This window comes from Alteromonas sp. ABV4_515, from assembly GCF_056160345.1.
Window position 1 is genome coordinate 174,046 of record NZ_JBSWWZ010000004.1, and the last position, 23,151, is coordinate 197,196.

Genomic DNA, 23,151 nt, shown 5'->3' on the forward strand with positions numbered 1-23,151 from the left:
ATTTTTCTCGTAATAGCTTTAATTTATAGGGGAAAAAACAGGGCGACTATCAAGCGAAGCCTCACTGTATTCAATTCCATTGAACATCAGCGGATAATAAAACTGGCGCAGCTCGGCGTGATAATCTCTGACCTGCTGTTCGTATTCCCAGGCAGCAGGCGCATCAGTACCCGCCCAATGCGTGAGTGTGCGCTGAAACAAAGTGGCAGGTGAAAGCCAGGCAACCTTACCCGCAGCAGCATATTTGCTTTCTGCGGTTTGTTGGTAAGCCCGAGACAGCGGCAACGCCGTTTCATCACCAACCTGCTGAAACGCGAAATACCATTTCCATTCAAACAACGCATTCACTTGTGTCTTCCCTTCCCATTCAGGATGAGAAGCGACAAATGCATCCATGGTTGTTTCAATGGGCAAGTCCCACGCGTCGTTCACGGCTTCTCGTTGGGTCATCAGAATATCGCCGCCTTCGGGGCCGTGATACCTATGATCGATAACCTCATTACCTACAGCTGGAATGATAAAGGTTGAAAGCAGCCAAAAACCGAGAAGGAAAGATGCCAAAACCGGGGCAGGATAACTAAAGCGGGCTGCCCAGTAGGCGAGCAGCGACCAGATGAGCATGTACACAAACACACTGAAAGTCACCAGCAGGATTAAACCGAACGACACGCCGTTGACTGCCGCGCCACCGATAAAGGGCATAATTAGCACCAGCCACAAGCTCAATAGGATTATTGCCGTTCTCAAAGGCCAAAGGCTCAACGAGCTGCGTGCAGTAGTTACAAGAAAATCCAGTCTTCCGGCAGCACGTTCAGAAGCGCGTAGATCATGCAGTAGTAAAATCAGTAATAGCGGCGCGAACACGGCTATTACAAAGGCAAAATCAATGCGTCCAGCCAATGCCAGTTCAGGATTTTGAGTATCGGACTCATGTATTTGTCCTTCCAGAGCCAGCATACGCACCCGGTGTTTCCACGGATAAACATCGCGTACACCTAAGGCAGCAAAAGCCAGCGGTGATGGAGGCGCATACGTTAGATGGAAAGTGTAATAAGCAATATAACCGTAATCATGATGTTGTTTAGTGACATCAGCACGGTCGATTTCGTCGGCCTCAAGCAGTCGCTCGATGGTGGCTGATTGCTGAGCCACTTCGACACTGCCAGTCCAGACGGAAAACAATGACAGTAAAAAACCTGCCAAAAGAATAAACAGAACGCTTTTTTTACGTAAAACAAAGGCGGCTTCACGACGGATATCTACCCAGCTCATAGTCGTCTACCTGCAAATATAATCATACCCACGACGACAGCCAGGGCAAAAAACAACTGTACGATGGCCATCGCACTGTTAGCGAAACGCGCCTGGGCTGAAAGAGGCGTGAAATGAAAATCATCTAACATCTGCCAATTCACGGCGCTTACTGTTGCCGCTTTCTTCGCCTCAGCGCTAGTGTATTTATTCGCATCCTGCTGGTATGTCATACCTTCAGCATGCAGTTTATTCAGTGTTTGAACAAAGTCGAAGCGCACAGCCTCCGCTTCGCGCAGGAATCGTTGATAGTTTTCTAAATCTGTACCGGCCAATTTCATCGATGCGGTTTGCACTGCAATAACCGGAGATATCCAGCCAAACCGCCGAGCGATATCGGCTTGTGCAGATTCACGCTGCATCTGTTGTTCAGCAAAGTCATTCAGAATTTCGGTATGATGCGCTTCCGACCGTTGCGATACGATACCTCTAAAATTCACCGGGAGCTCTTCTACACTATCCACATCGTATTTTGCTAAAAGGTTATCTTTCATGGCTTTGAAAGCGGGGTCGTTAGCATTGTGCGCATCGCCAGTTTCGCGAATGCTCTTAAGCACAGCAAAGTCAGTCTCAAGCTTTCCTGGTGATTCAACAGCAACGCTGGCGGTGTTACTGGCAATACGCGGTAATACCAGACACAGTAAAATCCATACCGCTGTTAAACCGCTAAAACTGGCACTGTTGGTGGTTGTGAGAGTTGATACCAACAGTACAATGCCACACCACACCGCGAGATAAAGCAGATAGCTAAACAGAAACGCGACAACGGGCAACAATGCTGCCCCGTTAGTAAGCGATATGCCTGCGCCAACAATCAGCGGCGCCAGCACCATTAATCCAGCTCCGGTTAACGCAGTAGCTTTACCTAAGATAAGGGTAAGTGGCGACACGCCCTGTACTTTTAGAAAATCCAGTGTTCCCGCTTCGCGTTCCCGGGTCATTACACCGAATCCCAACACAATCAAAAGCAATGGCGTGAGCACTTGCATTACGTAAGCCGGGGTGAGCTTACCGAGCCAGTTTAACCCGCTACTCTGCTTCTGATCGGCGAACGTCGCACCGTTCTGGCGATGTCCTTCAAGAAAAATAGCGTTCCCGGTAAAAGAATCGATACCAGGATCAAGGGTACTCAACGGCGTGGGCGTTCTGAAAACGTAATGACCATAGTGCACCATCCGATGAGGGTGGCGATCGGGTTGTTCTTCAAAAGTCTGTTTCGCTTCAGATTGCATATGCTGGCGCTGTTCAGCTTTATGGCTAACCGACGATTGAGTAACCCATACCGAAGCAGCAGCCAGAATAACCGCAATAACGAGTACCGTTTGGGCAAGTGACGAGCGCCCCCAGTACCGCCATTCATCTTTGGCAATTGCTAATACTGTTGAACTCATTAGTTTACCCCTTGGGTAAACGCTTTATGCACGATTTCAGAGTCGATGGTGCCGTTTTCTGGCGCATCGAACATGCCGACAATTTCGCCATTACGCAGCAACCCTATTCGGTCAGCCACATGACAGGCGCCATAGACATCATGCGTCACCATTAAGATCGTTGCGCCCTGCTCTGCAAGCTGCTTAACCAAACGGTTAAACTCATCGATGGCAACCGGGTCGAGACCAGAGGTGGGTTCATCGAGAAACAAAATGGGCGCTTCACGCAGTAACGCCAGTGCAATTGCCGTCTTCTGGCGCATGCCTTTGGAATAACTCCCCAATGGCGAGCGCCAGGAAACTTCTTGAAGAGCCACACGCTGCAATGCACCGGCAATTTCGTTGTCTGTCATTGCCTTGCCAGACAGAGATAAAAAGTAACGAATATTTTCGATGGCATTTAGGTGCGCATACAGCATCACAGATTCAGGCAGATAAGCCACCTTGTCGCGCACAATTTGCGGTTGTGAATGTACATTGACTCCGAACAGCGAAACGGCGCCTGATGACGGCGGCATCAAGCCGAGAAAGGTTTTGATAGTGGTGGACTTACCGGCGCCATTACCACCCAATAGAGCCAGGACTTCCCCTCGATTTACACTGAAGGATACATTTTTTAATATTTTTTTAGATTTCACACTTACGCAGAGATTATCTGCGTTAATCACGACTTCAGACATTTTTTTCGGGCACCACAGGAAACTAGTGACGTTATAATATAACAGCCAGTTTGGTCTGCGCTAGTCTGATTGTGTAAAACGCTTATTTAGATCTTGGTATACAGAAAGGAAAAATATGAATAGCTACATTAGTAAACAACAATTTACAATATCGTTGATTAATTTACCCTGGATAAAAATACCATGAAACAGCCACTTTAAGAGATAAATCGCATTAAAGAGGCATTTAATCACATGTTCACATTTTTCTGTTAAGCAAACTGCCCTGCCGCCCAGGCACTGCTCCAGGCCCACTGAAAATTATAGCCCCCTAACCAGCCGGTTACGTCTACCACTTCCCCAATGAAGAATAAGCCGTCGACTTTCTTACTCATCATGGTTTTTGATGATAGCTCGTCGGTATCCACGCCGCCCAAGGTAACCTCTGCTGTGCGGTACCCTTCTGTTCCATTTGGGGCCACGTGCCAGTCGGAAAGTGTGGAATCAATTTGCTCAATCTGGCTATGAGTAAGGCGTTTTACCGGCTCATTTGGCCAGTCATTCATCTCGATGAAGGTCTGCACCATACGCTTAGGATAGTAACGGCCAAGCACTGTTGAAAGCTGGGCATCGGGATTGTCTTTTTGTGCCTGAGTGAGATATTCGGCCGCGCTTTCCGTAGGTTGTAAATCGATGTGTAGTGTATCCCCCGGATGCCAGTAAGACGACACCTGCAGCATGGATGGGCCGCTGAGACCACGGTGAGTAAACAGCATCGCCTCACGGAAGGATTTATCATTACAGGTTGCTGAAGTATCAACAGCAATACCGCTCAATGCCTCCAGTGCCTGTTTATCACTATCGTGAAGCGTGAACGGCACCAGTCCGGCGCGGGTTGGTAGCACTTTAAGGCCGAACTGTTCAGCAATTTTGTAGCCGAAGGGCGTCGCGCCAATTTTAGGCATACTCAGCCCGCCAGTGGCAATGATCAGCGACTCGCATGCATAATCGCCCTGCGATGTTTTTACTGCAAATCCGGAATCGCTTTTTTCAACGCTAAGGATTTCGCAGCGTGTGGTAATCTTTGCACCGGCTTTCTCACATTCACTTACCAATATATCTACGATGTCGGAGGCGCTATTGTCGCAGAACAGCTGCCCTAAGGTTTTCTCGTGATAAGGAATACCGTACTCGCTTACCAAAGCGATAAAATCCCATTGGGTATAGCGGCTAAGTGCAGATTTACAAAAATGCGGGTTGTCAGACAAAAAGTTAGCCGGCTCTGCATACATGTTGGTGAAATTACAGCGGCCACCACCTGACATAAGAATTTTACGCCCCACTTTCTTCCCGTGATCCAATACTTCTACGGAACGTCCGCGCTTGCCCGCTTCAGCGGCACAGAATAAGCCCGCCGCCCCTGCGCCGATGATAATTACGTCTTTTTGGATCACTGATAAATTCCGCCCGATTGAAAGGGCGAATTATAGAGGGCTGGTGGCAGATATTGAAGTTAAACGGCTAAAACGATGAAGGCCTCCACAAGGGAGGCCTTAATTTACGTCAATGGGATCAACGTTTGTGCTTACTCGTATGGAACATAGAACTCTGCAGAACAGCCTGAAGAGTCACAAACTTTGTAGGTTGCGCCTTCAGCACCGTCTACACGACCACGGTCTTCATAACTACCACGACCACGATAGGCAGGTTTAGTACCAATCATCACGCCGTCTTTGTAGATAGATACTTCGCTGTCTACCGCACCTTTGTAGCCGAAAGCAACAACATAGCGGTTTCCGCGAATTACGGTACGACGCAGCATCGTTTCGATATCGCTTTCACCCGGTGCTGCTTCAACAGTCACGACCTGCATCATTGAGTCTGTTTGACCTTCTGAATCAGTCACCATCAGTGTCACTTCATAAGAACCGGCCTCTGCATAAGTATAAACAGGACTTTGCTCCATAGAAGTGCTACCGTCGCCGAAGCTCCATTCCCAAGTGGTAATATCGTCATCAGGGTCAGTAGAGGTATCAGTGAAAGAAACCGTCAGATCACTAACAGCGTAGTCAAAGCCTGCAGAAGGCGGAGTCTCAGTGTCACCTTCGCCAAGCATGGTCAGCGTAACCGCCCACTGGTTCAGGGTACCTGTGTCGTAACCCACGTTGTCGCTCACGAACAGTGTCCAGTCACCCATGGCCATTTCGCCGTTGAAACCTTCTACTTCATAAGTTTCGTAGATGTCGTCAGCACTGCCGCCTTCGCGGTTGTGCAGCACGTATTCAGTACCAGAAGGCGATGTCAGTGTAACGATAAGGTCGCCAATCCAGGTATGGGTGATATCGACGAACACTTCAGCACCGAAGATTACAGATGCATCATCAACAGTGATTACCGACGTGATACCCGCTGGATCTGAGTCTGGGATATCTACTGGTGTTGTATTACTGAAGGTTTCATCGTAAAGGCCAACTGGCAGTACAGACAAGCTAAAGCTTTCAGAGTCAGTAAGTTCACCCGAAGTACCTGTTACGCTAAAGGCATAAGTGCCCCAAGGCGTTTCTTCTGTGGTTGGTACATACAGCGTTACCATGTCGCCAGGCATCGCAGTCGTGGTAGACAGGTAGGCCGTACCTAATGAATCTGCAACTGACAGATCAACTGTGCCTTCCCAGTCTGAAACAGCCGTTACCATGAAGGTAAATTCTGCCATTTCACCTGCTGTCAGTTCGATGTCTGAAACAACAGGTTCAAAGCCGAAGCGAGGTGTTGGATCGGCATCTGCCAGAGCCTGAGCAACGTTCAAGCGCTTACCGCTGAGGATCTTCTCAGCCATCGCTTCATTGTCGTCGCCGGATTCCATCAGGATTTCTTTCACTTCCAGTGTTGTCAGTGAAGGATTCGCCGCCAATACCAGCGCCAGTGCGCCAGATACATGAGGCGTTGCCATGGAAGTACCAGACAATGTTTCATACTCGCCATAGCCATATGCAGGTGGGATTGTTGAGTAGACTGAAACACCTGGTGCAGCTAAGTCTACGGTAGTAGGGCCATACGAGTAGAACGAATCACCGTCAGTACGATCTGTTGCTGCTATTGCAAATACGCCTTCTGATTCATAACTGGAAGGATAATGCGGACTAGTATCGTTGTTGCTACCGGAGTTACCGGCTGCGGCAACAAACAGAATGTCAGAGGCTACACCAGCTTCGATAGACATTTCCAGGGCTTCACTGTAAGCACCACCACCCCAGCTGTTATTTGTCGCCTTGATGTTTACACCGGCTTCCTTCAGCGCAGTAAAGTAATCAATACATTCAATAGCATCATCTGTATATCCGCTGCCGCTCGCGTCGAGGAATTTACATGCCGCAATAGAAACAGTGTGGTTTACACCTACAACACCGATAGAGTTGTCACCAACAGCACCAATCGTACCCGCTACATGTGTACCGTGGTAGTGATCGTCCATTGGGTCCGAATCGTCATTTACTGCGTCGATACCGTAAACGTCGTCGATGTAACCGTTGCCATCATCATCAATACCGTTTCCTGGAATTTCTCCTGGGTTGGTCCATGCATTGGCTGCAAGATCTTCGTGCATGTAGTCAACACCTGTGTCGATTACACCGATAACAACGTCAGATGAACCAGTAGTAATATCCCATGCTTCCACAGCACTGATATCTGCACCAGCAACGCCACCGTTGGAGCCATCGTTGTTCAGGCCCCACAGCAAATCGAAGTCTTCGTCGTTAGGAACGTAATCAGCTTTCAGGCGGTAGTTAGGTTCTGCAATCAGGATTGCAGGATGGCCTTTGAGAGTTTCAATCGCTTTCTTAACGCCCATGTTGCCAATATTTAAGCTGGCAGCACGGCCTTTCATAAGCGATTTGATTGGCGCAGCGCCGGCCTGAATTTTTCCTTTACCTGGATTGATTAGGGCCATTGCAGCATTGCGATCGGCTTCTGTCGCTGAAGCTTTATACACAACAATAATAGAATCGTCTTCATAGCTTACTGTTTCAGTAGGAGCCGCCATTCCAAGCGCTGGCAGCATCGCTAACGTCAATGCAGAAAGTTTCTTTTTCATAGTGTTGATCCATATGTATTTTATAGTTAGGTGTGTGTAAGCACACTTTAGGATCGCCACATATCAAGTATTAGCAGGGGTAACAGCAGGTTATTGTTGCCACAAAGTTTTTTACAGATCCATAGCAACATTTCCAAATTACGACTTTTTTATGAAACATATTTTTCGCATATACGTGCAAGCCGCATTCGCTCGTTTTTTAAACGCAGTTAAAATTACAACAAAATGATTATGGAAGCACAAAACGATGAGCGATACATTTAATGGGTTAGTTTTGACCTGACAGGGAATAGTTGGGATGAGGAAAACGCCTACATGGACTCTTATTTTCCTTCTACCTTTCATTATTTTCGCAGTTGTCCACTTCAATAGCTAATAAGTCTCCACAGTCAACCTTTTAGCAGGGGTAACGACTTCACTGGATTCTTCTCTTTATAGCTTTTCCGACAATTATTGATTCGTTAACAAAGAGCAGATTTTATTTGCTCTGTTTGACTACACTTGTCTAATGGTAACCAGATGAGTTACACGTATTAGTGCGTGTTCCGCAAAGATACCTTCGAGCAGTTATAGCATCGAGTTCTAGGTCTACAACGTGACTTATGAGCTAATGCGGTGATTTGAATTGAAAGTTGTGCTTGTTTCGAATAAATACAGGCTATCGTGTTATTACGTGTACCACAATATAGATTATGACAAACAAAATCCGGCGATTTCTCTACCGGATTTTGCGTTTGCTCATCTCAAACTCTACTGTAATCACTCACGAATTGTTGCGACCACGACAGTAGTTCGATTCGGTTTCTTGAGTGCGTTTTCCGAAAGATACTGTAAATGTGCGTTTTTACCGTATTGACGCTGATATGCAATTGGTCGGCGATTTCCTGGTTTTGCGAACCCTGTGCAACCAGTTCAATAATTGTCACCTCGCGCTTAGTCAGCTTCGGATGCACCATCGATTTAGACAATTCCTGAGGGCGATTTATTGCAGCGCTTGCTTTACGGGTTTGCTGACGCAAACGACGTAAAGCTTCGTTAATTGAATTACGCTTAAACCACACATCCATTTTCGCCAGGCGACGGACCCCTTTAAGCAATAGTTCTGGGGTATCAGACGTATAGAACGTGCCTTCAACGCCAGCGATAATTGCTTCGCACTCGTCAATGTCACCAGGTTGAAGATTAAAAAGAATCCAACGGGCATAACCTTGATAGCGATAAAATGCCCCTAATTTTTCATCCGCCAAGGCGGCGTCATAAAAAATCAGATCTTGATTAGATGTCTGCTCGAGCTGTTCAATTGCAGTAAGTTCGGTAACTTCGTAGCCGCAGGTTTGTAGTAATTGTTTAAACAGCATTACCTGTTCGTCGCTGGCTTCATCAGAAGATAACGACTTTGATATCAGGTAGACGCCGTATTTTTGGCCTTTATTCATCATGTATTCCCTCCTTGGGACCGTTCGAGCGTTTCTGATCATCCTGCGAGATCATACGCTGCAGAATAACGGTTGAAAAACCGTGGAGTACTTCCTTACCCCCACCATATATAGGCAAACTACGCTTAATACGAGCATAGCAGAACGAATGGATTAGTGCACAATAAGTAAGAAAAAATAATGACGTAGACAGTGCTTACAAACATTGTTCAAAAGCACTATTAATGTTGGATTTTCAGTATATTACGAAGAAGAAAGCGAACAGCTGCCGACTAAAGTATTAGTCGACAACCGATTTACATAAGATAGGCATTAATTAATTACAGGACTTTAAGCATAGATTCCGCATCAGATACTTCAAAACGGCCCGGATCTTCAACAAAAAGCTGTGTCACTTCACCGTCTTCCACCACCATAGAATAACGAACGCTGCGTGCGCCGCCGAAATCACCGGTGTTCATGTCCATACCAATGGTTTTGGTGAAGTACGCGTTGCCGTCTGCCAACATGGTAATTTCTTCGGCGTTGCTAGCCTGCTTCCACGCGTCCATAACAAACGCATCGTTAACCGATATACAGACAATATCGTCAACGCCCTTTGCCTTAATTTTGTCCGCCAATGCCACATAACCAGGCAAATGGGCCGCAGAACAGGTTGGCGTAAACGCACCTGGTACTGCAAACACGACTACTTTCTTACCACCAAAGATGTCATTGGTGTGAGGATTGGTGGTTTTTCCGTCCTTTAACAAGCCAAAGGTGACTTCCGGCAAGGTACTACCAACGCTAATCATACTTCTCTCCTACTTGGGTGATAGATAAACATCAAAACGGTGTTTTTTACTTTTGATCGCCATGGTGGGCGCCACGCCTGCCAGCGGCTCGGCATAGTCAGGACGTTTCACCACAACCCGTTGTTTTGCCAGTGTTCTGGCAGGTAACAGTAATCCGTCCGCATCGTCATCGCTGCCGAGTAACTGCTGAAAAACACGCATTTCTTTCTTTACTAAAGCAGATTTTTTCCGATGTGGAAACATTGGATCGAGATAAACTGCATCAATCTCTTCATTTAACACTTCCATTTGTTCAATGCTGTTACCGTGAATTAACCGGAATCGCTTGGCAAATTCACGGTCTTGCTCTGCCAAGCGCAACAAACCATCGTCGAGCAGTGCGGCGACCACAGGTGAACGCTCCATCATCACCACCCGGCAACCCAACGACGCCAGAACAAACGCATCGCGGCCTAATCCTGGTGTGGCATCCAGGACCGTCGGTGTGTCAGCGCCTTTTACGCCAATCGCTTTGGCAATGGGTTCTTTCTTACCACCGCCATGCTGTTGGCGATACAAACTACTGCCAGAAAGAAAGTCTACAAAAACCCCAAGTTGTTTGGGTTCAGCAAAATCTTTCACCGACAGCTTTCCATCTTCGACGATTACTGCAAGACCTTCTGGCGGTTCGCTTATCACCGGAAAAGACCATTTCTCTGCTACCTGTTGTAGCTTGTTTTTTTCATCTTCGCTTTGCGCTGGGGCAATAAAGACAGAAATGTTATGCATTCCCGTATTGTTCCTTAAATCCAATCCAACGATTAATGATAGCTTGTGCATGACTCGGGTAATCCTGCCATAACCGTTCGGCGATATTCTGTACTTGCGGGACTAATTGCCCGTCACGCACCAAATCAGCAATGCGCATTTCAGCAATCCCGGTTTGCTTAGTGCCCATAAGCTCTCCGGGGCCACGGATTTCCAGGTCTTTTTGGGCAATATAAAATCCATCACTAGACTCGCGCAGTACGCCAAGTCGCTGAGTGGCGGTTTTCGACAAGGGTGCCGAATACATCAATACACACTGACTTTCCACCGCGCCTCGCCCCACCCGTCCACGTAACTGGTGAAGCTGTGCGAGCCCGAGTCGTTCTGGGTTTTCAATGATCATAATACTGGCATTTGGCACGTCTACGCCCACTTCAATAACCGTAGTGGCCACCAGCAAGTCGAGTTCGCCGCGCTTAAATTCGTCCATCACAGACTGCTTTTCGGCCGGCTTTAGACGACCATGCACCAGCCCAACCCGTAAGTCCGGTAGCGCGGTACGAAGCGTTACGGCGGCATCTTCTGCGGCCTGACATTGCAACACTTCCGATTCATCAATTAATGTACATACCCAATAAGCCTGGCGCCCCTGGTTATGACACGCGTCGTATACCCGGGCAATCACATCGCCACGACGGGTATCGGGTAATACCACGGTGGTAACCGGTGAACGCCCGGGAGGCAGCTCATCAATGACTGAGGTATCCAAATCAGCGTAAGCCGTCATCGCCAGTGTTCGCGGAATCGGCGTTGCAGTCATAATTAACTGATGAGGAAAACGGCCCTGCTTCTCGCCTTTTTCACGCAGCGCTAATCGCTGATGCACACCAAACCGATGTTGTTCATCCACAATGACAAGTGCGAGCTGTTGGTATTCCACTTGCTCCTGAAAAATAGCATGGGTGCCCACCAGCATTTGAATATTGCCACTTTCGAGGCGAGTGAGTACTTCCTGACGAGGTTTGCCCTTAAGTTTACCTGCGAGCCAACCGACTTCGATACCTAACGGTTCGAGCCAGCCACGAAAATTACTGGCGTGCTGCTCTGCTAGGAGCTCAGTAGGGGCCATTAGCGCAACCTGGTAACCCGCACCGATGGCTGACAACGCAGCCAAAGCCGCCACCAATGTTTTGCCTGAACCCACATCGCCCTGCACCAAACGCATCATTGGGTAAGGTTGACTCATGTCTTTTTGAATGTCGGCCACTACCCGTTGCTGCGCGCCTGTGGGCGAAAATGGCAAACTATCCAGCAACTTCCCAATTAAGTCATGATTTATGTTGATAGGTATGCCGGGTTGGGCTTGGGCTTGCTGGCGAACCTTCAACACGCTGAGGTGGTGTGCCAACAACTCCTCTAGAATCAATCGCTTTTGTGCCGGGTGCAAACCTTCTTCCATCATCTCCAATGACACATCCGGTGGTGGACGATGCACAAGACGAAGGGCATCGGCCAGCGTCACCTGCCCTTCATACATGCCGTCTGGCAACAAATCCGTTAAGCCGCCCTTTTCCAGCAATGCCAACGATTGTTCGGTAAGATTTCTTAAGGTGAGTTGTTTAACGCCTTCGGTGGTGGGATACACCGGCGTCAGGGTTTCTTCTACGTCATCGTCGTCTTCGCCAATTAACGAGAATTCGGGGTGCATCATTTCCAGCCCCCACTTACCCGTGCGGATTTCACCGAAGCAACGAACTTCATTCCCCGGTGTCATCATGGTGCGCTGAACAGCACCGAAATGGAAAAAACGTAAAGTGATTGTGCCCGTTCCGTCTGAAACTTTCACCACAAACATACGTTTCTTGCCGTACTGGATGTCGGCAGATTTCACTTCACCCTGAATGCTGACATGCGTGAACGGTTTACAGTCTTCGATTTCGTAAACCTGAGTGCGATCTTCGTAGCGGGACGGCAAATGAAACAGCACGTCTTGCACCGTATTGAGACCAATTTTTGACAATTTCTCAGCCACCTTGGCGCCAACCTTTTTCAGATCAGTGACCGGTGTATGAGCGAGTGACTGCATGATGTTTAAAGAAATTAACTGTATATAGGCCCAGTGTAAGGCATTCACAGTCGGTTTGCGAGAGGCTGGCCCTGCAACAGTGTCAAACCTGTATTCAGGGCCAGTAAATTCTACGAGACGAGTTACTCTACCAGCGCTTCAGCGGCTGCCAGAATAAGCTTTGGTGAAGGACGCACCTTGTAGTCGGGGTTTACATAGCTGAACTGCACGACTCCCTGCTTATCGACGATAAATACTGCGGGCGCAGGAAGTACTGGTTTACCTGAACTGTCGTTGGTAAGCGCGATGTTGTAGCTATCGTACTTCTTAGCTGTTTCGGCATCGACGTAATAGCTAATCCCAAATCCATTCAGTGCCGACAGCGAAGCGTCAGACAATAACCGTGCTGCAAACGTTTCCTCGAGCTTTTGCTCGTTCAGTTGCGCTAGCGACTGAGGCGATACCGCCAGAATTTGATAGCCCGCTTTGGTCAAAGGCTTTTCAATGTCTTTCAGACCTGCCAATTGCGCGCTGCAGTAGGGACACCAACCGCCGCGATAAAACACCACCACGGAGGGCTTTTGCATCAATAGTGCTTTTAAACTGAACGGCGAACCGTCGGTATCGGTCACCTTTACATCGGGCACAGACATCCCTTCAAGCAGCGGTCGTACCTCCGACGCGCTTGGCGCGGGCGCCGCAAAAACGTGAAAAACACTACTACAGAGCAGTAGTACAATAAAAGAAACAGAGCGCATGATAATCTCCTGATTAGTTGAAGTTAAAAAGACCCTCTCGGGCCTTTTTTTATTTCAATTTATCAGTAAATAGTCAAAAAGCTTGCGTTTATCGAGGAAGCCAAAAGACAAAGCCGCGTTAAACGCGGCTTAAAAATGCGTGATGCGCAGGCTCAACACAATTTAAATCACTCCGGCAATTCCATAATGCCGTCGATTTCGATTTGAGAACCTTTAGGCAGTTCTTTAACGCCAATGGCTGCGCGAGCAGGATAAGGCTTGTTAAAGTACTTCGCCATGATCTCGTTAACAGTAGCAAAATGAGACAGGTCAGGCAGGAAGATGTTTACCTTAACCATATCGTTAATTGTTCCGCCAGCCGCTTCACAAACCGCTTTTACGTTTTCAAAAACCTGTGTGGCCTGCTCAGCGAAATCATCAGAAATGATTTCCATGGTTTCAGGTACTAGAGGGATCTGACCAGAAAGGTACACAGTGGTACCCGCTTTAACTGCCTGACTGTAAGTACCGATTGCCTGAGGCGCATTGTCGGTATGAATAATTGATTTAGCCATGATGAATCCTGTTCAAAAAATTAGTGTCGGGACTGACTGTGACGCGAGACCTTTTGTACTTCTGACATCGTTCTGATCTTCTTCATCACACGCGCAAGATGTACGCGGTTGTATGTCGTCAATTCAATATCAATAAAGTAGATATTACTTTCTTTTTCTTCTGTCTGGAGCCCGATAATATTGGAGTCGCAACCCGATATCATATTCGTCAGATTAGCCAGTGTACCTTGGTGGTTGTACAGTTCAATACGCAAAGAAGCTTTAAATTCACCTTGCGGCGTATCGTCCCACTGCATAGGCAGTACACGCTGCGGTTCTTCTTTTGCCAGCTTGCGGATGTTCTTACACCCTGTTTGGTGAATGGTCATACCGCGACCCGGGCTGAGTACGGCCACAATCTCATCATCAGGAATAGGATGACAGCAACGGGCATAATGCACTAACAAGCCTTCGGTACCACGAATAGCGACATTCCCTTTTTTGTCCGGAATTTCTGCCGATTCACCAAGTAGGCGGCGAGCAACGATGGCACTCAGCTCATTGCCCAATCCAATATCGGTAAGCAGGTCGTCGAAGGTTTGATGCTTTGTTTCCGCCACCACACGTTCAATGTCTTCCTGGGCGATGTCATCTAATTTCACCATCCCCAATGCATGACGCAACAAACGGTTACCCATGTTCACCGCTTCCTGAGAATGTTGCCTACGCAGATATTGACGAATTCTGGTACGTGCGCGTGCGCTCACTACAAAGTTTAGCCAATTAGCATTCGGCTTCGCCTTTGGCGAGGTGATGATTTCGACAGTCTGACCATTTTCCAGCGGCTTGCTCAAGCTGTAGTTTCTGCGTTCTACCCGCACACCCACACAGGTGTTACCGATATCAGAGTGCACCGCATAAGCGAAGTCTACAGCCGTCGCGCCCATAGGTAACTCAATGATGCGACCATCCGGTGCAAATACGTAGATTTCTTCGGGGAAAAGATCCGTTTTAACGGATTCGATGAACTCGAAGCTCGAGCTTGCGCTCTGTTGCAGTTCCAGCAGCGATTGCATCCACTTACGCGCGCGTAATTGGGCGGTGGTGTCGCTATCGCCGGGCTCTTTATAAAGCCAGTGCGCAGCCACCCCTTTATCTGCCATTTGGTCCATTGCCTGAGTACGAATCTGCACTTCCACAGGAATACCATGAGGGCCCACCAACGAGGTATGCAATGACTGATAACCATTAGTGCGCGGAATGGCAATGTAATCTTTAAAGCGAGTTTCAATGGGCTTGTACAAACTGTGCATCGCGCCAAGTGAGCGATAACAATTGTCCACGCTTTCAACCACAATCCGGAACGCATAGATATCCATCACTTCATTGAACATCAGCTCTTTATTTTTCATTTTGCGGTAGATGGAATAAAGATGCTTTTCGCGGCCGACAACCTTACCGTCAATCTTGTGTTCACTGAGACGGGTTGTCAGTTCCTGACGAATATTATCGATGATTTCCTTTCGATTACCACGGGCCTGCTTTACTGCGGATTTCAATGCACGATGACGCATGGGATACATGGCCTGAAAGCCCAAATCCTCAAGCTCGTTCTTCACATCGTGAATACCCAAACGGTGGGCAATGGGCGCGTAGATTTCCAGGGTTTCCCGGGCAATACGACGGCGTTTATCTGGGCGTAACGAGCCCAGCGTACGCATATTGTGAGTGCGGTCAGCCAGTTTGATGAGAATAACCCGGATGTCCTGCACCATGGCCATCATCATTTTACGGAAGTTCTCTGCCTGGGCTTCCTGCTTGCTGCTGAAGGCGATTTTATCAAGCTTACTTACGCCTTCCACCAGCTCGGCGACAGTATCGCCAAATGCTTCAGCGAGGTCTTCCTGACTGTAATGCGTATCTTCGATAACATCGTGCAGCAACGCTGCCATTAATGTTTCGTGATCCAGGTGCATGTCGGCAAGAATGCCAGCCACTGCAACCGGATGGGTGATGTAGGGATCACCACTAGATCGCATCTGCCCGTCATGGGCTTCATGAGCTAAAACAAAGCTATCCTGCACCAGCTGAACGCGATCAGCAGGCAGATACTCAGAAATTTTTTGTTTTAAACCCTCGAATAAATACACGTGTAGATCACTTTCCTGCAAATAAAGCTAATAGAAACAGAATAATGGAGTATGGTGGGGAATGCCACTAACAAAAACGCCAGCGAACTTTTATTTTAGTTCACTGGCGTTAGTAGTCTGTAATGCAGTCGGTATTGCCGATTACTGTTCAGACAGGATATTCGCTACAGAAGCGAAATCCGCACTTTCCTGTCTTTCCTGATCGCGCAGATCATCTTGATCTAGCGTATCAACATTTACCAAACCTTCTTCGATTTCACGCAATGCGGTAACCGTAGGTTTATCGTTCTGCACATCTACCAGTGCATCTTTACCTTCGGTAGCCAACTGGCGCGCACGACGTGCTGCAACCAGTACGAGGTCAAAGCGGTTACCAACTTTATCTACGGCGTCTTCTACTGTTACGCGGGCCATGTAATTCTCCGAAAATGAAATTAGGCGTAAAACTTAAAAAATGGCCGCGTAGTATACAACACACAACCACGATGTAATAGTACTTTTGAGATCTGTTGGAGCCGCGCGCTTCACTGGCTAAGGGAAGCCAAGCATTTCAAACACGCCGTGAACCCGTCCCTGGGGGCTCCCCTGCAGCATCCCTGCTGCAGAGGGTTTGAAATGCTTAGCTTCCCACGCTGATCGTTCCGCGCGCCTAGTCAGATCCCTATAATCCTGAGCTAGCTTTTCTCACCAATGAGATCAGCAATCAGATCCACATGACGGATCAGCTGCTTTACGGTACGCATGCGCTGCGAGCACACAATGGCTTCCAATTCAGACAGCGCGGTGGAGAAATCGTCGTTCACCAGTACATAGTCAAATTCATTATAGTGCGACATTTCAGACACTGCTTCTTCCATACGGCCATCAATCACGCTTTCTGAATCCTGACCCCGATTATTCAATCGCTGGCGCAGTACTTCGGTGGACGGAGGCAGAATAAAGATGCCGCAGGTATCTGGCATCAGCGCTTTTACCTGACGGGCACCCTGCCAGTCGATATCCAGAAAGACGTCAATGCCGCGATGCAAGGTTTGCTCAATGGTAACCCGAGAGGTGCCGTAGTAATTACCGAACACTTCGGCGTACTCGAAAAATACACCTTGCTCGATGAGTTGTTCGAACTGTTCATGAGACACAAAGTGGTAATGCACGCCATCAACCTCACCCGGACGCGGTGCCCGTGTGGTGTGAGAAACCGAAACCTGCATGGGAAAACGTTGATTTCCGTCATGCTTTTCAAGCAATGCTTTTATTAAACTGGATTTTCCTGCGCCAGAGGGAGCAGCCAGAATAAATAAATTACCGAGTAAAGAAGCCATAGTCTGTGCTTTTTTTCATCATGATGTGGTGATTTCAGACCGCAATGGTAGCATAGCCCCATCATTTGAGTAATCGTGAAATCATTCACGCTATCAAGAGCAACACTGAAGCACATTTATGACTGCAGAATTATTACCGTACGTTGAAGTAAATACTGGTGAAAACCCACAGGCCTGCGTGATCTGGTTACACGGCTTGGGCGACTCGGGCAATGGCTTTTCGCCCATTGTGCCAGAACTACATCTCCCAGAGTCGATGCCGGTGCGGTTCCTGTTTCCACATGCGCCAGAGCGGGCGGTTACCATTAATAATGGCATGGTAATGCGTGCCTGGTACGACATTAAAAGCTTCGATTTGGATAACCGCGCAAATTTAACCGGCGTGCTGGAATCCATGGAGCAGGTTAATGCATTGGTAGAAGCACAACACGAGGCAGGATTTGCCTATGACAAAATCGTGCTGGCCGGATTCTCACAAGGCGGCGTGATTGCGTTGCATCTGGGTACCCGCATCAAGCATAAAATTGCCGGTATCATGGCGCTGTCAACCTATATGTGTAAGCCAGAATTACTGGCTGACGAAGCCGTGCAGGAAAATAAAGCCACGCCAGTCATGATGGCGCACGGCGTGCAGGACCCTGTAGTCCCTGTGGCATTAGGAAAAATGGCATTTGATGCACTGGAGCAGAACGGTTTCTCGGCTACGTGGCAAACCTACACCATGCAGCACAGTGTGTGTTTGCAGGAAGTCGAAGATATTAGTGCATGGTTACAAAAGGTACTTGCCTGATTTTTTTGCCAAGCAGACCACACAGAATAAATAGTCCTGATATCGGTTATGGGAGACAACCGGTGCAGGATTTTCGCTTTCAGTTACAATCTCCCTGTGCTTTTAAAGTAATTAGTGAACAGTTTCAGGACGTCGTATGAGTCAACAACCTATTGCCCGTAACACCATCCGTATCGCCACCCGCAAAAGCGCACTGGCGTTGTGGCAGGCAGACTATGTGAAAGAACAATTGCTGATGGCCCATCCGCATCTGCACGTGGAGCTGGTGCCAATGAGCACGCAAGGTGACCGAATTCTTGACACGCCATTAGCAAAAATCGGGGGCAAGGGTCTGTTCATTAAAGAACTTGAAGTCGCCATGCTGGAAGGGCGTGCAGATATTGCCGTTCACAGCATGAAAGATGTGCCTGTTGAATTCCCGGAGGGCTTCGGACTACATACGATTTGCCCTCGCGAAAATCCATTTGATGCATTTGTATCTAACACTGTCGCGACCATTGATGATTTACCGCACGGTGCAGTAGTGGGTACATCAAGCCTGCGTCGTCAGTGTCAGATCCGCAAACATCGCCCAGACTTAGTTATCAAAGATCTCCGGGGCAATGTGAACACACGTTTGGCCAAGTTAGATAACGGCGAATACGATGCGATTATTCTGGCTGCAGCTGGGTTAATTCGCCTTGGCATGCAAGACCGGATCGCCCATGAACTGTCGCCTGAATTATCACTCCCTGCTGTGGGTCAAGGCGCAGTAGGCATTGAATGTCGTAACGACGACATCGAACTCATCGCCCTGCTCGGTGCGCTGAACCATGCGGATACTGAAGACCGCGTGACTGCCGAGCGTGCCATGAATGCGCGTTTGGAAGGGGGTTGTCAGGTGCCTATCGGCAGTTTTGCCACGCTCGCAAGCGACACCCTCACGCTAACAGGTATGGTGGGCAGCGTAGACGGTAAAACATTACTTTATGCGTCTGCCACCGGCTCACGTGAGAAAGCCGCGGTACTCGGCGTTGAAGTTGCCGAATCTCTACTGGCTCAAGGTGCTGGTGAAATTTTAAAAGCGCTTCACGACTAAGGCTGAATCGTTACGCAATGATACTGATCACCCGCCCCGCGCAGAAACTGACGAAAAGTGTCGCGTGTTTTCGTCGGGCGGGTATTGCCACAACCGGCTGTGCACCGGTTACCATTGGGCCTTGCGATCACGCAGTTACTGCCTGCCAGCACACCTTGATAAACACCCCGCCAGACTATGTCATCGTTACCAGTGCATTTGCAGTAGCCGCCCTTCCCCCTGCTTCAAAAATCCGTTCCAACATTTTATGGTTTGCCGTAGGCAATGCCACGGCGGTAGCTTTGCGGGAAGCGGGCTTTAATGCCGGGGTGCCAGAACAGCAAAATTCAGAAGGGTTACTGGCACTTTCGCAACTTCGGGATGCAAAGTCGCGGCAAATCGTTATTATTAAAGGACAAGGTGGTCGAACCACTTTAAGTAATACGCTCCTTGCACAGGGCAATCACGTAGAAGTATTCGACGTGTATCATCGGGAAAAGTTAGATAACCCCGTACTAACAGATAATTGGCAGTGGCAGCAGATCACAGGCATAGTGGCTACCAGTGCAGAAATGGCGGAACAGTTGTTTCGCTTTTATGATGGAAAGACTTTACAAGCACAACGCTGGCTCACCGTCAGCGAGCGGATTGCAACACACTTAAAAAGCCTGGGCGTGAGTAACGTTGGAGTGTGCAATGATGCCAGTGATAACGCGCTGATTGCTTGGATAAAGGATAATTGGGAGTAAACCATGGCTGATAACGATAAACAGAAAACTGACTCAGTACTTGTAGTGCCGCCGGAGAAATCTGAGGAAAAGTCGCCGCCGAAAGCGTCTGCTCATGCATCAGACAAAAAGGCAGCGTCGACGGCAGACAACAAGCCACCTAAGCATCCCTCCCATGCTGGTTTGTGGATTGCCATTTTGTTTACCCTTTGCGTAGCGATAGGTGTGGGCGCAGCGGGTTATTGGTTTATCTGGCAGAAAGATACCGGCAATGCCGAACTTATCAGCGAGCAAAAATCACAGAAACAGACTCTGGGCGCTCTGAACAATGAAAACGAACAACTTCAGCGCCAACTTATCGAACTGGAGAAGAGCAAGCAGGCACTGGCTAGCACGGTAAGTAAACTGTCTGAGCAAGCCGATGCGATGCAGTTGCAAACCGAACAGTTACTCTCTCAGTTAAACGATATGGAAGGTCGTCGCCCTGCTGACTGGCTACTCGCCGAAGCAGATTACTTAGTACGTATGGCGGGTCGTAAAGTGTGGCTTGAGAAAGATACCGACACGGCCATTATGTTATTGGAGAATGCCGATCAACGCTTGAAAGAGTTATCTGACCCTTCTGTGATTCCGGTTCGTGGGCTCATTTCCCAGGATATTCAAACCCTGCGCCAGGTGAATGGTGTAGATCGAGTTAAACTGGCCTTGTCACTTTCAGGCTTCCTGGCGCAAGCCGATAGCCTGCCAGTTAAAACTTTTACTCGACCAGAAGACAACACCAACGATGAAGCGCTGTCAGAGTCAGTCAGCGACTGGAAAGATAACTTAGCCAAAGTCTGGCACGCCATTGTAGATGACTTTATTTCGGTACGCCGCACCGAAGCTCCCGTCACGCCACTGATGACCACCGAAGAAATCTGGTTGTATAAAGAGCAGCTGAAACTGCAGGTGATGCAAGCGCAGTCTGCCGCTATGTCGGGTGACAATGATCTTTATACCCAATCACTGGCGAATGCACAGACATTACTCAGGGAAAAATTCGATACCGCCACAGCAGAAGTCGTCGGTGCACAGCAAACACTTTCAGAACTCGCATCAATGGATGTGAAAGAAAATATGCCGGAAGACCTAGCGTCAATGGCACCACTGCAACGCTTGCTTGAATCTCGTGTAAACAGTGCCTATGGCAACAGCGAGGCGTCGCTATGAAACGATTGATTTACGGCATTTTACTCGTGGTGGCCGTACTCGCCGCCATGCTGATTGCGCCGCAGGTTATCGGCGACAAAGGTTATGTCTTAATTTCCATGGGTCAATGGCATATCGAAATGTCGGTAGTTAGCCTGTGCATTACCGTATTCGTTGCTTTAATTATCTTATGGGTGCTATGGCGCTTCGTTGGTGCAACATTAGGGTTATTTAAAGGGTCAAAGCAATGGTTTGGTGGCTTATCACGTCGTAAACGCCAACGTCGCCTGTATCAAGGTATTCAAGCCATGGTGGAAGGTGACTTCGCGGCTGCGAAAAAGTACCTGCAAGACACCACCGATGGCGACTTCGATGGCGTGAATTACCTGGCTGCGGCACAGGTAGCTCAGGCGCTGAACGAGCCCGAGCGGGTTCGCTATCTGCTAGAGCAAGCTGCCGAATACGATAATGCGAAAACCGCAGCCCACCTCGCCTCTGCCCGTTTAGAAATAGAACAAGGCAAGCCGCAGGCAGCGCTGGATAAACTTAATGAATTAGACGAGAAGAAGCGCCAGCATCCGCAAGTTATTCGTCTTCGCGCCCGGGCCATGGCAGAGTTAGGCCACTGGCAAGAACTCGAAAGTGCGTTACCTGAATGGCGTAAGCAATTAAAAGACGATTATGTCGTATGGGCGCAAAAAGTCGCCAAAGGCAAGTTTGCTGAAATCGCCAGTAAGCAAGGCGCGAACGCGCTGCGTCAGCACTGGGACAACATGCCACGTAAACTCCGCCACGACGATGCGTACCGGGCTGCTTATGTGCAGCAATTGCTTGAGCAAGGCATGCACCACGATGCCGAAGCCTGTCTTGTGGAATGGCAGAAGAAAGGACCAAACCCTATTCTATTGCCTTATATGGCAGAACTCAGCATTCCAAATCCGGCTGCTGCAATTCGCTTACTGGAAGACTGGATTAAGAAAGACGGCACCAATCCACAGCTGTTTTCGGTACTTGGTCACCTTGCAATGAATGCCGGTGACGATATCCTGGCCGAGAAGGTGTTACTGAAAGCTGTGAAATTGCGTGAGAATCCGCGAGATTTTGAAGCACTCGCTACCATCAGTGAACACCGCCATGACGATTCTGGCGCACTCGCCATGTACAAGCGCAGTATGGAAGTTGAGTAACTAAACTACCCACGAACTACTCTCGCTTTCAAATACAAAGAAGCCCGCAAATGCGGGCTTCTTTTTGCAAATTCGGTATATTGCCGAAAATGCGATTACTTTTTGTTACGGCGTGAACGTGCGCCGAAAGCCGCCATGCTAAGCGCCAGCAAACCGAAAGTAGCAGGCGCATTAACATTAGAGATTGGTGGTGGTGGCGTTACCGCGTTAATACCTACACCTGTGGTGAAATCATCCCACGAAGTAATGCCACCTGGATCAGTTCCGCCTACGCGCAGAGCAGAAATATAGGTATTTGGGTCGAATACAACACCAAAGAATTCGGTACGACCAGTGCCTGGCGTGGAGGTGAAATCAAATACTGTTTCAACACCGGTATTTGCATCGGTAAGTGTTAATGTCATACCACCGCCGTCGTTGTCAAATACATCGAAACCGACTGCATTTACCCATGTAGGGAACTCAACATTAAATTCGATCAGAGCTGCTCCGTTACGATTACCACTCACATTGTAACCTGACGAAGAGATCATACTCCCATTGCCCGTTTCTGAATAAGTGTTACCCAATGCAGAAGTAAAGGTACCGGAACCATTTGCACCGGCAAGAGTATCAATATCGAAGCTTGCCAGTTCAGCCTCCCATGCTGCACGTGCTTCAGACGGCGTCATTGGTACGTCGGCAGTTGGCGTGGTAGAACCTTGAAATAACAGAACGGCGTGTGCGTTACTCGCCAATAAAGCAGCAGCGGTCGCGCCTGCTAATAATAATTTATTAAATTTCACAACTAATTCCTTTTTTTCCATGTTAAACAATGAATTCGGATTTAAAATCCGAATAAATCCGCAATTTTTTAGCAAAAATTGATCCATTAGAAAAAAGGCATTTAATTTCAATAATTAACTA

The 23,151-nt window shown here is 48.3% G+C and carries 20 protein-coding genes; 5 read left to right on the plus strand and 15 right to left on the minus strand.

From position 1 onward, the window contains the following. Positions 1–18: 18 nt before the first annotated feature. From ACXAGX_RS10980 to gmk, 14 genes are all read right to left on the minus strand, one after another. Positions 19–1,272: a DUF3526 domain-containing protein gene (locus ACXAGX_RS10980; RefSeq protein WP_474838320.1), complete on the minus strand. Its 1,254-nt coding sequence runs from the start codon at positions 1,270–1,272 to the stop codon at positions 19–21. Further along, complete coding sequence (locus tag ACXAGX_RS10985; RefSeq protein WP_474838322.1) at positions 1,269–2,702, minus strand: ABC transporter permease; 1,434 nt, start codon at positions 2,700–2,702, stop codon at positions 1,269–1,271. Before ACXAGX_RS10985 ends, ACXAGX_RS10980 begins: the two co-directional genes overlap by 4 nt. Further along, on the minus strand, positions 2,702–3,421 hold the full coding sequence (locus tag ACXAGX_RS10990; protein WP_474838324.1) for an ABC transporter ATP-binding protein: 720 nt from the start codon (positions 3,419–3,421) through the stop codon (positions 2,702–2,704). Before ACXAGX_RS10990 ends, ACXAGX_RS10985 begins: the two co-directional genes overlap by 1 nt. Positions 3,422–3,672: 251 nt before the next feature. Next, positions 3,673–4,854, minus strand: a complete 1,182-nt coding sequence (locus ACXAGX_RS10995) for a BaiN/RdsA family NAD(P)/FAD-dependent oxidoreductase (RefSeq protein ID WP_474838326.1) — start codon at positions 4,852–4,854, stop codon at positions 3,673–3,675. A 131-nt stretch (positions 4,855–4,985) separates the two neighbouring features. Then, positions 4,986–7,493: a S8 family serine peptidase gene (locus ACXAGX_RS11000; protein ID WP_474838328.1), complete on the minus strand. Its 2,508-nt coding sequence runs from the start codon at positions 7,491–7,493 to the stop codon at positions 4,986–4,988. Between the two features lie 743 nt (positions 7,494–8,236). After that, positions 8,237–8,932: a helix-turn-helix transcriptional regulator gene (locus ACXAGX_RS11005; RefSeq protein ID WP_474823686.1), complete on the minus strand. Its 696-nt coding sequence runs from the start codon at positions 8,930–8,932 to the stop codon at positions 8,237–8,239. A 317-nt stretch (positions 8,933–9,249) separates the two neighbouring features. Next, positions 9,250–9,723, minus strand: a complete 474-nt coding sequence (locus tag ACXAGX_RS11010) for a redoxin family protein (protein WP_474823690.1) — start codon at positions 9,721–9,723, stop codon at positions 9,250–9,252. Positions 9,724–9,732: 9 nt separating this feature from the next. Beyond that, a complete protein-coding gene (locus tag ACXAGX_RS11015; protein ID WP_474823692.1) occupies positions 9,733–10,491 on the minus strand; it encodes a class I SAM-dependent methyltransferase in 759 nt (252 codons plus the stop codon). Further along, entirely contained in the window at positions 10,484–12,556 is a 2,073-nt protein-coding gene (recG, locus tag ACXAGX_RS11020) for an ATP-dependent DNA helicase RecG (protein WP_474823696.1), read from the minus strand. The genes ACXAGX_RS11015 and recG overlap by 8 nt, the downstream gene beginning before the upstream one ends. A gap of 122 nt (positions 12,557–12,678) precedes the next feature. Next, positions 12,679–13,293, minus strand: a complete 615-nt coding sequence (locus ACXAGX_RS11025; RefSeq protein WP_474823698.1) for a peroxiredoxin-like family protein — start codon at positions 13,291–13,293, stop codon at positions 12,679–12,681. Positions 13,294–13,460: 167 nt separating this feature from the next. Then, positions 13,461–13,847 carry a RidA family protein gene (locus ACXAGX_RS11030; protein WP_070125887.1) on the minus strand — a complete coding sequence of 129 codons (387 nt, stop codon included), beginning with the start codon at positions 13,845–13,847 and terminating at the stop codon, positions 13,461–13,463. 20 nt (positions 13,848–13,867) lie between these two features. Continuing rightward, positions 13,868–15,976 carry a bifunctional GTP diphosphokinase/guanosine-3',5'-bis pyrophosphate 3'-pyrophosphohydrolase gene (gene spoT / locus ACXAGX_RS11035; RefSeq protein ID WP_474823701.1) on the minus strand — a complete coding sequence of 703 codons (2,109 nt, stop codon included), beginning with the start codon at positions 15,974–15,976 and terminating at the stop codon, positions 13,868–13,870. Between the two features lie 141 nt (positions 15,977–16,117). After that, positions 16,118–16,390 (minus strand): DNA-directed RNA polymerase subunit omega, encoded by a 273-nt coding sequence (rpoZ, locus tag ACXAGX_RS11040; RefSeq protein WP_474823703.1) that lies wholly within the window; start codon positions 16,388–16,390, stop codon positions 16,118–16,120. A 260-nt stretch (positions 16,391–16,650) separates the two neighbouring features. Further along, positions 16,651–17,295: a guanylate kinase gene (gene gmk / locus ACXAGX_RS11045; protein ID WP_474838330.1), complete on the minus strand. Its 645-nt coding sequence runs from the start codon at positions 17,293–17,295 to the stop codon at positions 16,651–16,653. Positions 17,296–17,413: 118 nt separating this feature from the next. On the opposite strand from gmk, the gene ACXAGX_RS11050 reads away from it, so the two are divergent. The 5 genes from ACXAGX_RS11050 to ACXAGX_RS11070 all read left to right on the plus strand — a co-directional run bounded on the left by ACXAGX_RS11050 (position 17,414) and on the right by ACXAGX_RS11070 (position 22,245). Beyond that, positions 17,414–18,085 carry an alpha/beta hydrolase gene (locus ACXAGX_RS11050; protein ID WP_474838332.1) on the plus strand — a complete coding sequence of 224 codons (672 nt, stop codon included), beginning with the start codon at positions 17,414–17,416 and terminating at the stop codon, positions 18,083–18,085. A gap of 136 nt (positions 18,086–18,221) precedes the next feature. Next, entirely contained in the window at positions 18,222–19,163 is a 942-nt protein-coding gene (gene hemC / locus ACXAGX_RS11055) for a hydroxymethylbilane synthase (protein ID WP_425388386.1), read from the plus strand. A 17-nt stretch (positions 19,164–19,180) separates the two neighbouring features. Next, entirely contained in the window at positions 19,181–19,891 is a 711-nt protein-coding gene (locus ACXAGX_RS11060; protein WP_474838334.1) for a uroporphyrinogen-III synthase, read from the plus strand. 3 nt (positions 19,892–19,894) lie between these two features. Beyond that, on the plus strand, positions 19,895–21,079 hold the full coding sequence (locus ACXAGX_RS11065) for a uroporphyrinogen-III C-methyltransferase (RefSeq protein WP_474838336.1): 1,185 nt from the start codon (positions 19,895–19,897) through the stop codon (positions 21,077–21,079). Then, positions 21,076–22,245 carry a heme biosynthesis HemY N-terminal domain-containing protein gene (locus ACXAGX_RS11070; protein WP_474823714.1) on the plus strand — a complete coding sequence of 390 codons (1,170 nt, stop codon included), beginning with the start codon at positions 21,076–21,078 and terminating at the stop codon, positions 22,243–22,245. The genes ACXAGX_RS11065 and ACXAGX_RS11070 overlap by 4 nt, the downstream gene beginning before the upstream one ends. Positions 22,246–22,340: 95 nt before the next feature. Here the strand turns inward: ACXAGX_RS11070 and ACXAGX_RS11075 are convergent, their stop codons facing one another. Continuing rightward, on the minus strand, positions 22,341–23,030 hold the full coding sequence (locus ACXAGX_RS11075; protein ID WP_474838338.1) for a hypothetical protein: 690 nt from the start codon (positions 23,028–23,030) through the stop codon (positions 22,341–22,343). Between the last annotated feature and the right edge of the window lie 121 nt (positions 23,031–23,151).

What these genes read in the sequence shown, in the direction of transcription:
- ACXAGX_RS10980 (WP_474838320.1), bottom strand. Translation starts at nt 1,272, where the DNA reads ATGAGCTGGGTAGATATCCGTCGTGAAGCCGCCTTTGTTTTACGTAAA.
- ACXAGX_RS10985 (WP_474838322.1), bottom strand. Translation starts at nt 2,702, where the DNA reads ATGAGTTCAACAGTATTAGCAATTGCCAAAGATGAATGGCGGTACTGG.
- ACXAGX_RS10990 (WP_474838324.1), bottom strand. Translation starts at nt 3,421, where the DNA reads ATGTCTGAAGTCGTGATTAACGCAGATAATCTCTGCGTAAGTGTGAAA.
- ACXAGX_RS11000 (WP_474838328.1), bottom strand. Translation starts at nt 7,493, where the DNA reads ATGAAAAAGAAACTTTCTGCATTGACGTTAGCGATGCTGCCAGCGCTT.
- ACXAGX_RS11005 (WP_474823686.1), bottom strand. Translation starts at nt 8,932, where the DNA reads ATGATGAATAAAGGCCAAAAATACGGCGTCTACCTGATATCAAAGTCG.
- ACXAGX_RS11010 (WP_474823690.1), bottom strand. Translation starts at nt 9,723, where the DNA reads ATGATTAGCGTTGGTAGTACCTTGCCGGAAGTCACCTTTGGCTTGTTA.
- ACXAGX_RS11015 (WP_474823692.1), bottom strand. Translation starts at nt 10,491, where the DNA reads ATGCATAACATTTCTGTCTTTATTGCCCCAGCGCAAAGCGAAGATGAA.
- recG (WP_474823696.1), bottom strand. Translation starts at nt 12,556, where the DNA reads ATGCAGTCACTCGCTCATACACCGGTCACTGATCTGAAAAAGGTTGGC.
- ACXAGX_RS11025 (WP_474823698.1), bottom strand. Translation starts at nt 13,293, where the DNA reads ATGCGCTCTGTTTCTTTTATTGTACTACTGCTCTGTAGTAGTGTTTTT.
- ACXAGX_RS11030 (WP_070125887.1), bottom strand. Translation starts at nt 13,847, where the DNA reads ATGGCTAAATCAATTATTCATACCGACAATGCGCCTCAGGCAATCGGT.
- rpoZ (WP_474823703.1), bottom strand. Translation starts at nt 16,390, where the DNA reads ATGGCCCGCGTAACAGTAGAAGACGCCGTAGATAAAGTTGGTAACCGC.
- gmk (WP_474838330.1), bottom strand. Translation starts at nt 17,295, where the DNA reads ATGGCTTCTTTACTCGGTAATTTATTTATTCTGGCTGCTCCCTCTGGC.
- ACXAGX_RS11050 (WP_474838332.1), top strand. Translation starts at nt 17,414, where the DNA reads ATGACTGCAGAATTATTACCGTACGTTGAAGTAAATACTGGTGAAAAC.
- hemC (WP_425388386.1), top strand. Translation starts at nt 18,222, where the DNA reads ATGAGTCAACAACCTATTGCCCGTAACACCATCCGTATCGCCACCCGC.
- ACXAGX_RS11060 (WP_474838334.1), top strand. Translation starts at nt 19,181, where the DNA reads ATGATACTGATCACCCGCCCCGCGCAGAAACTGACGAAAAGTGTCGCG.
- ACXAGX_RS11065 (WP_474838336.1), top strand. Translation starts at nt 19,895, where the DNA reads ATGGCTGATAACGATAAACAGAAAACTGACTCAGTACTTGTAGTGCCG.
- ACXAGX_RS11070 (WP_474823714.1), top strand. Translation starts at nt 21,076, where the DNA reads ATGAAACGATTGATTTACGGCATTTTACTCGTGGTGGCCGTACTCGCC.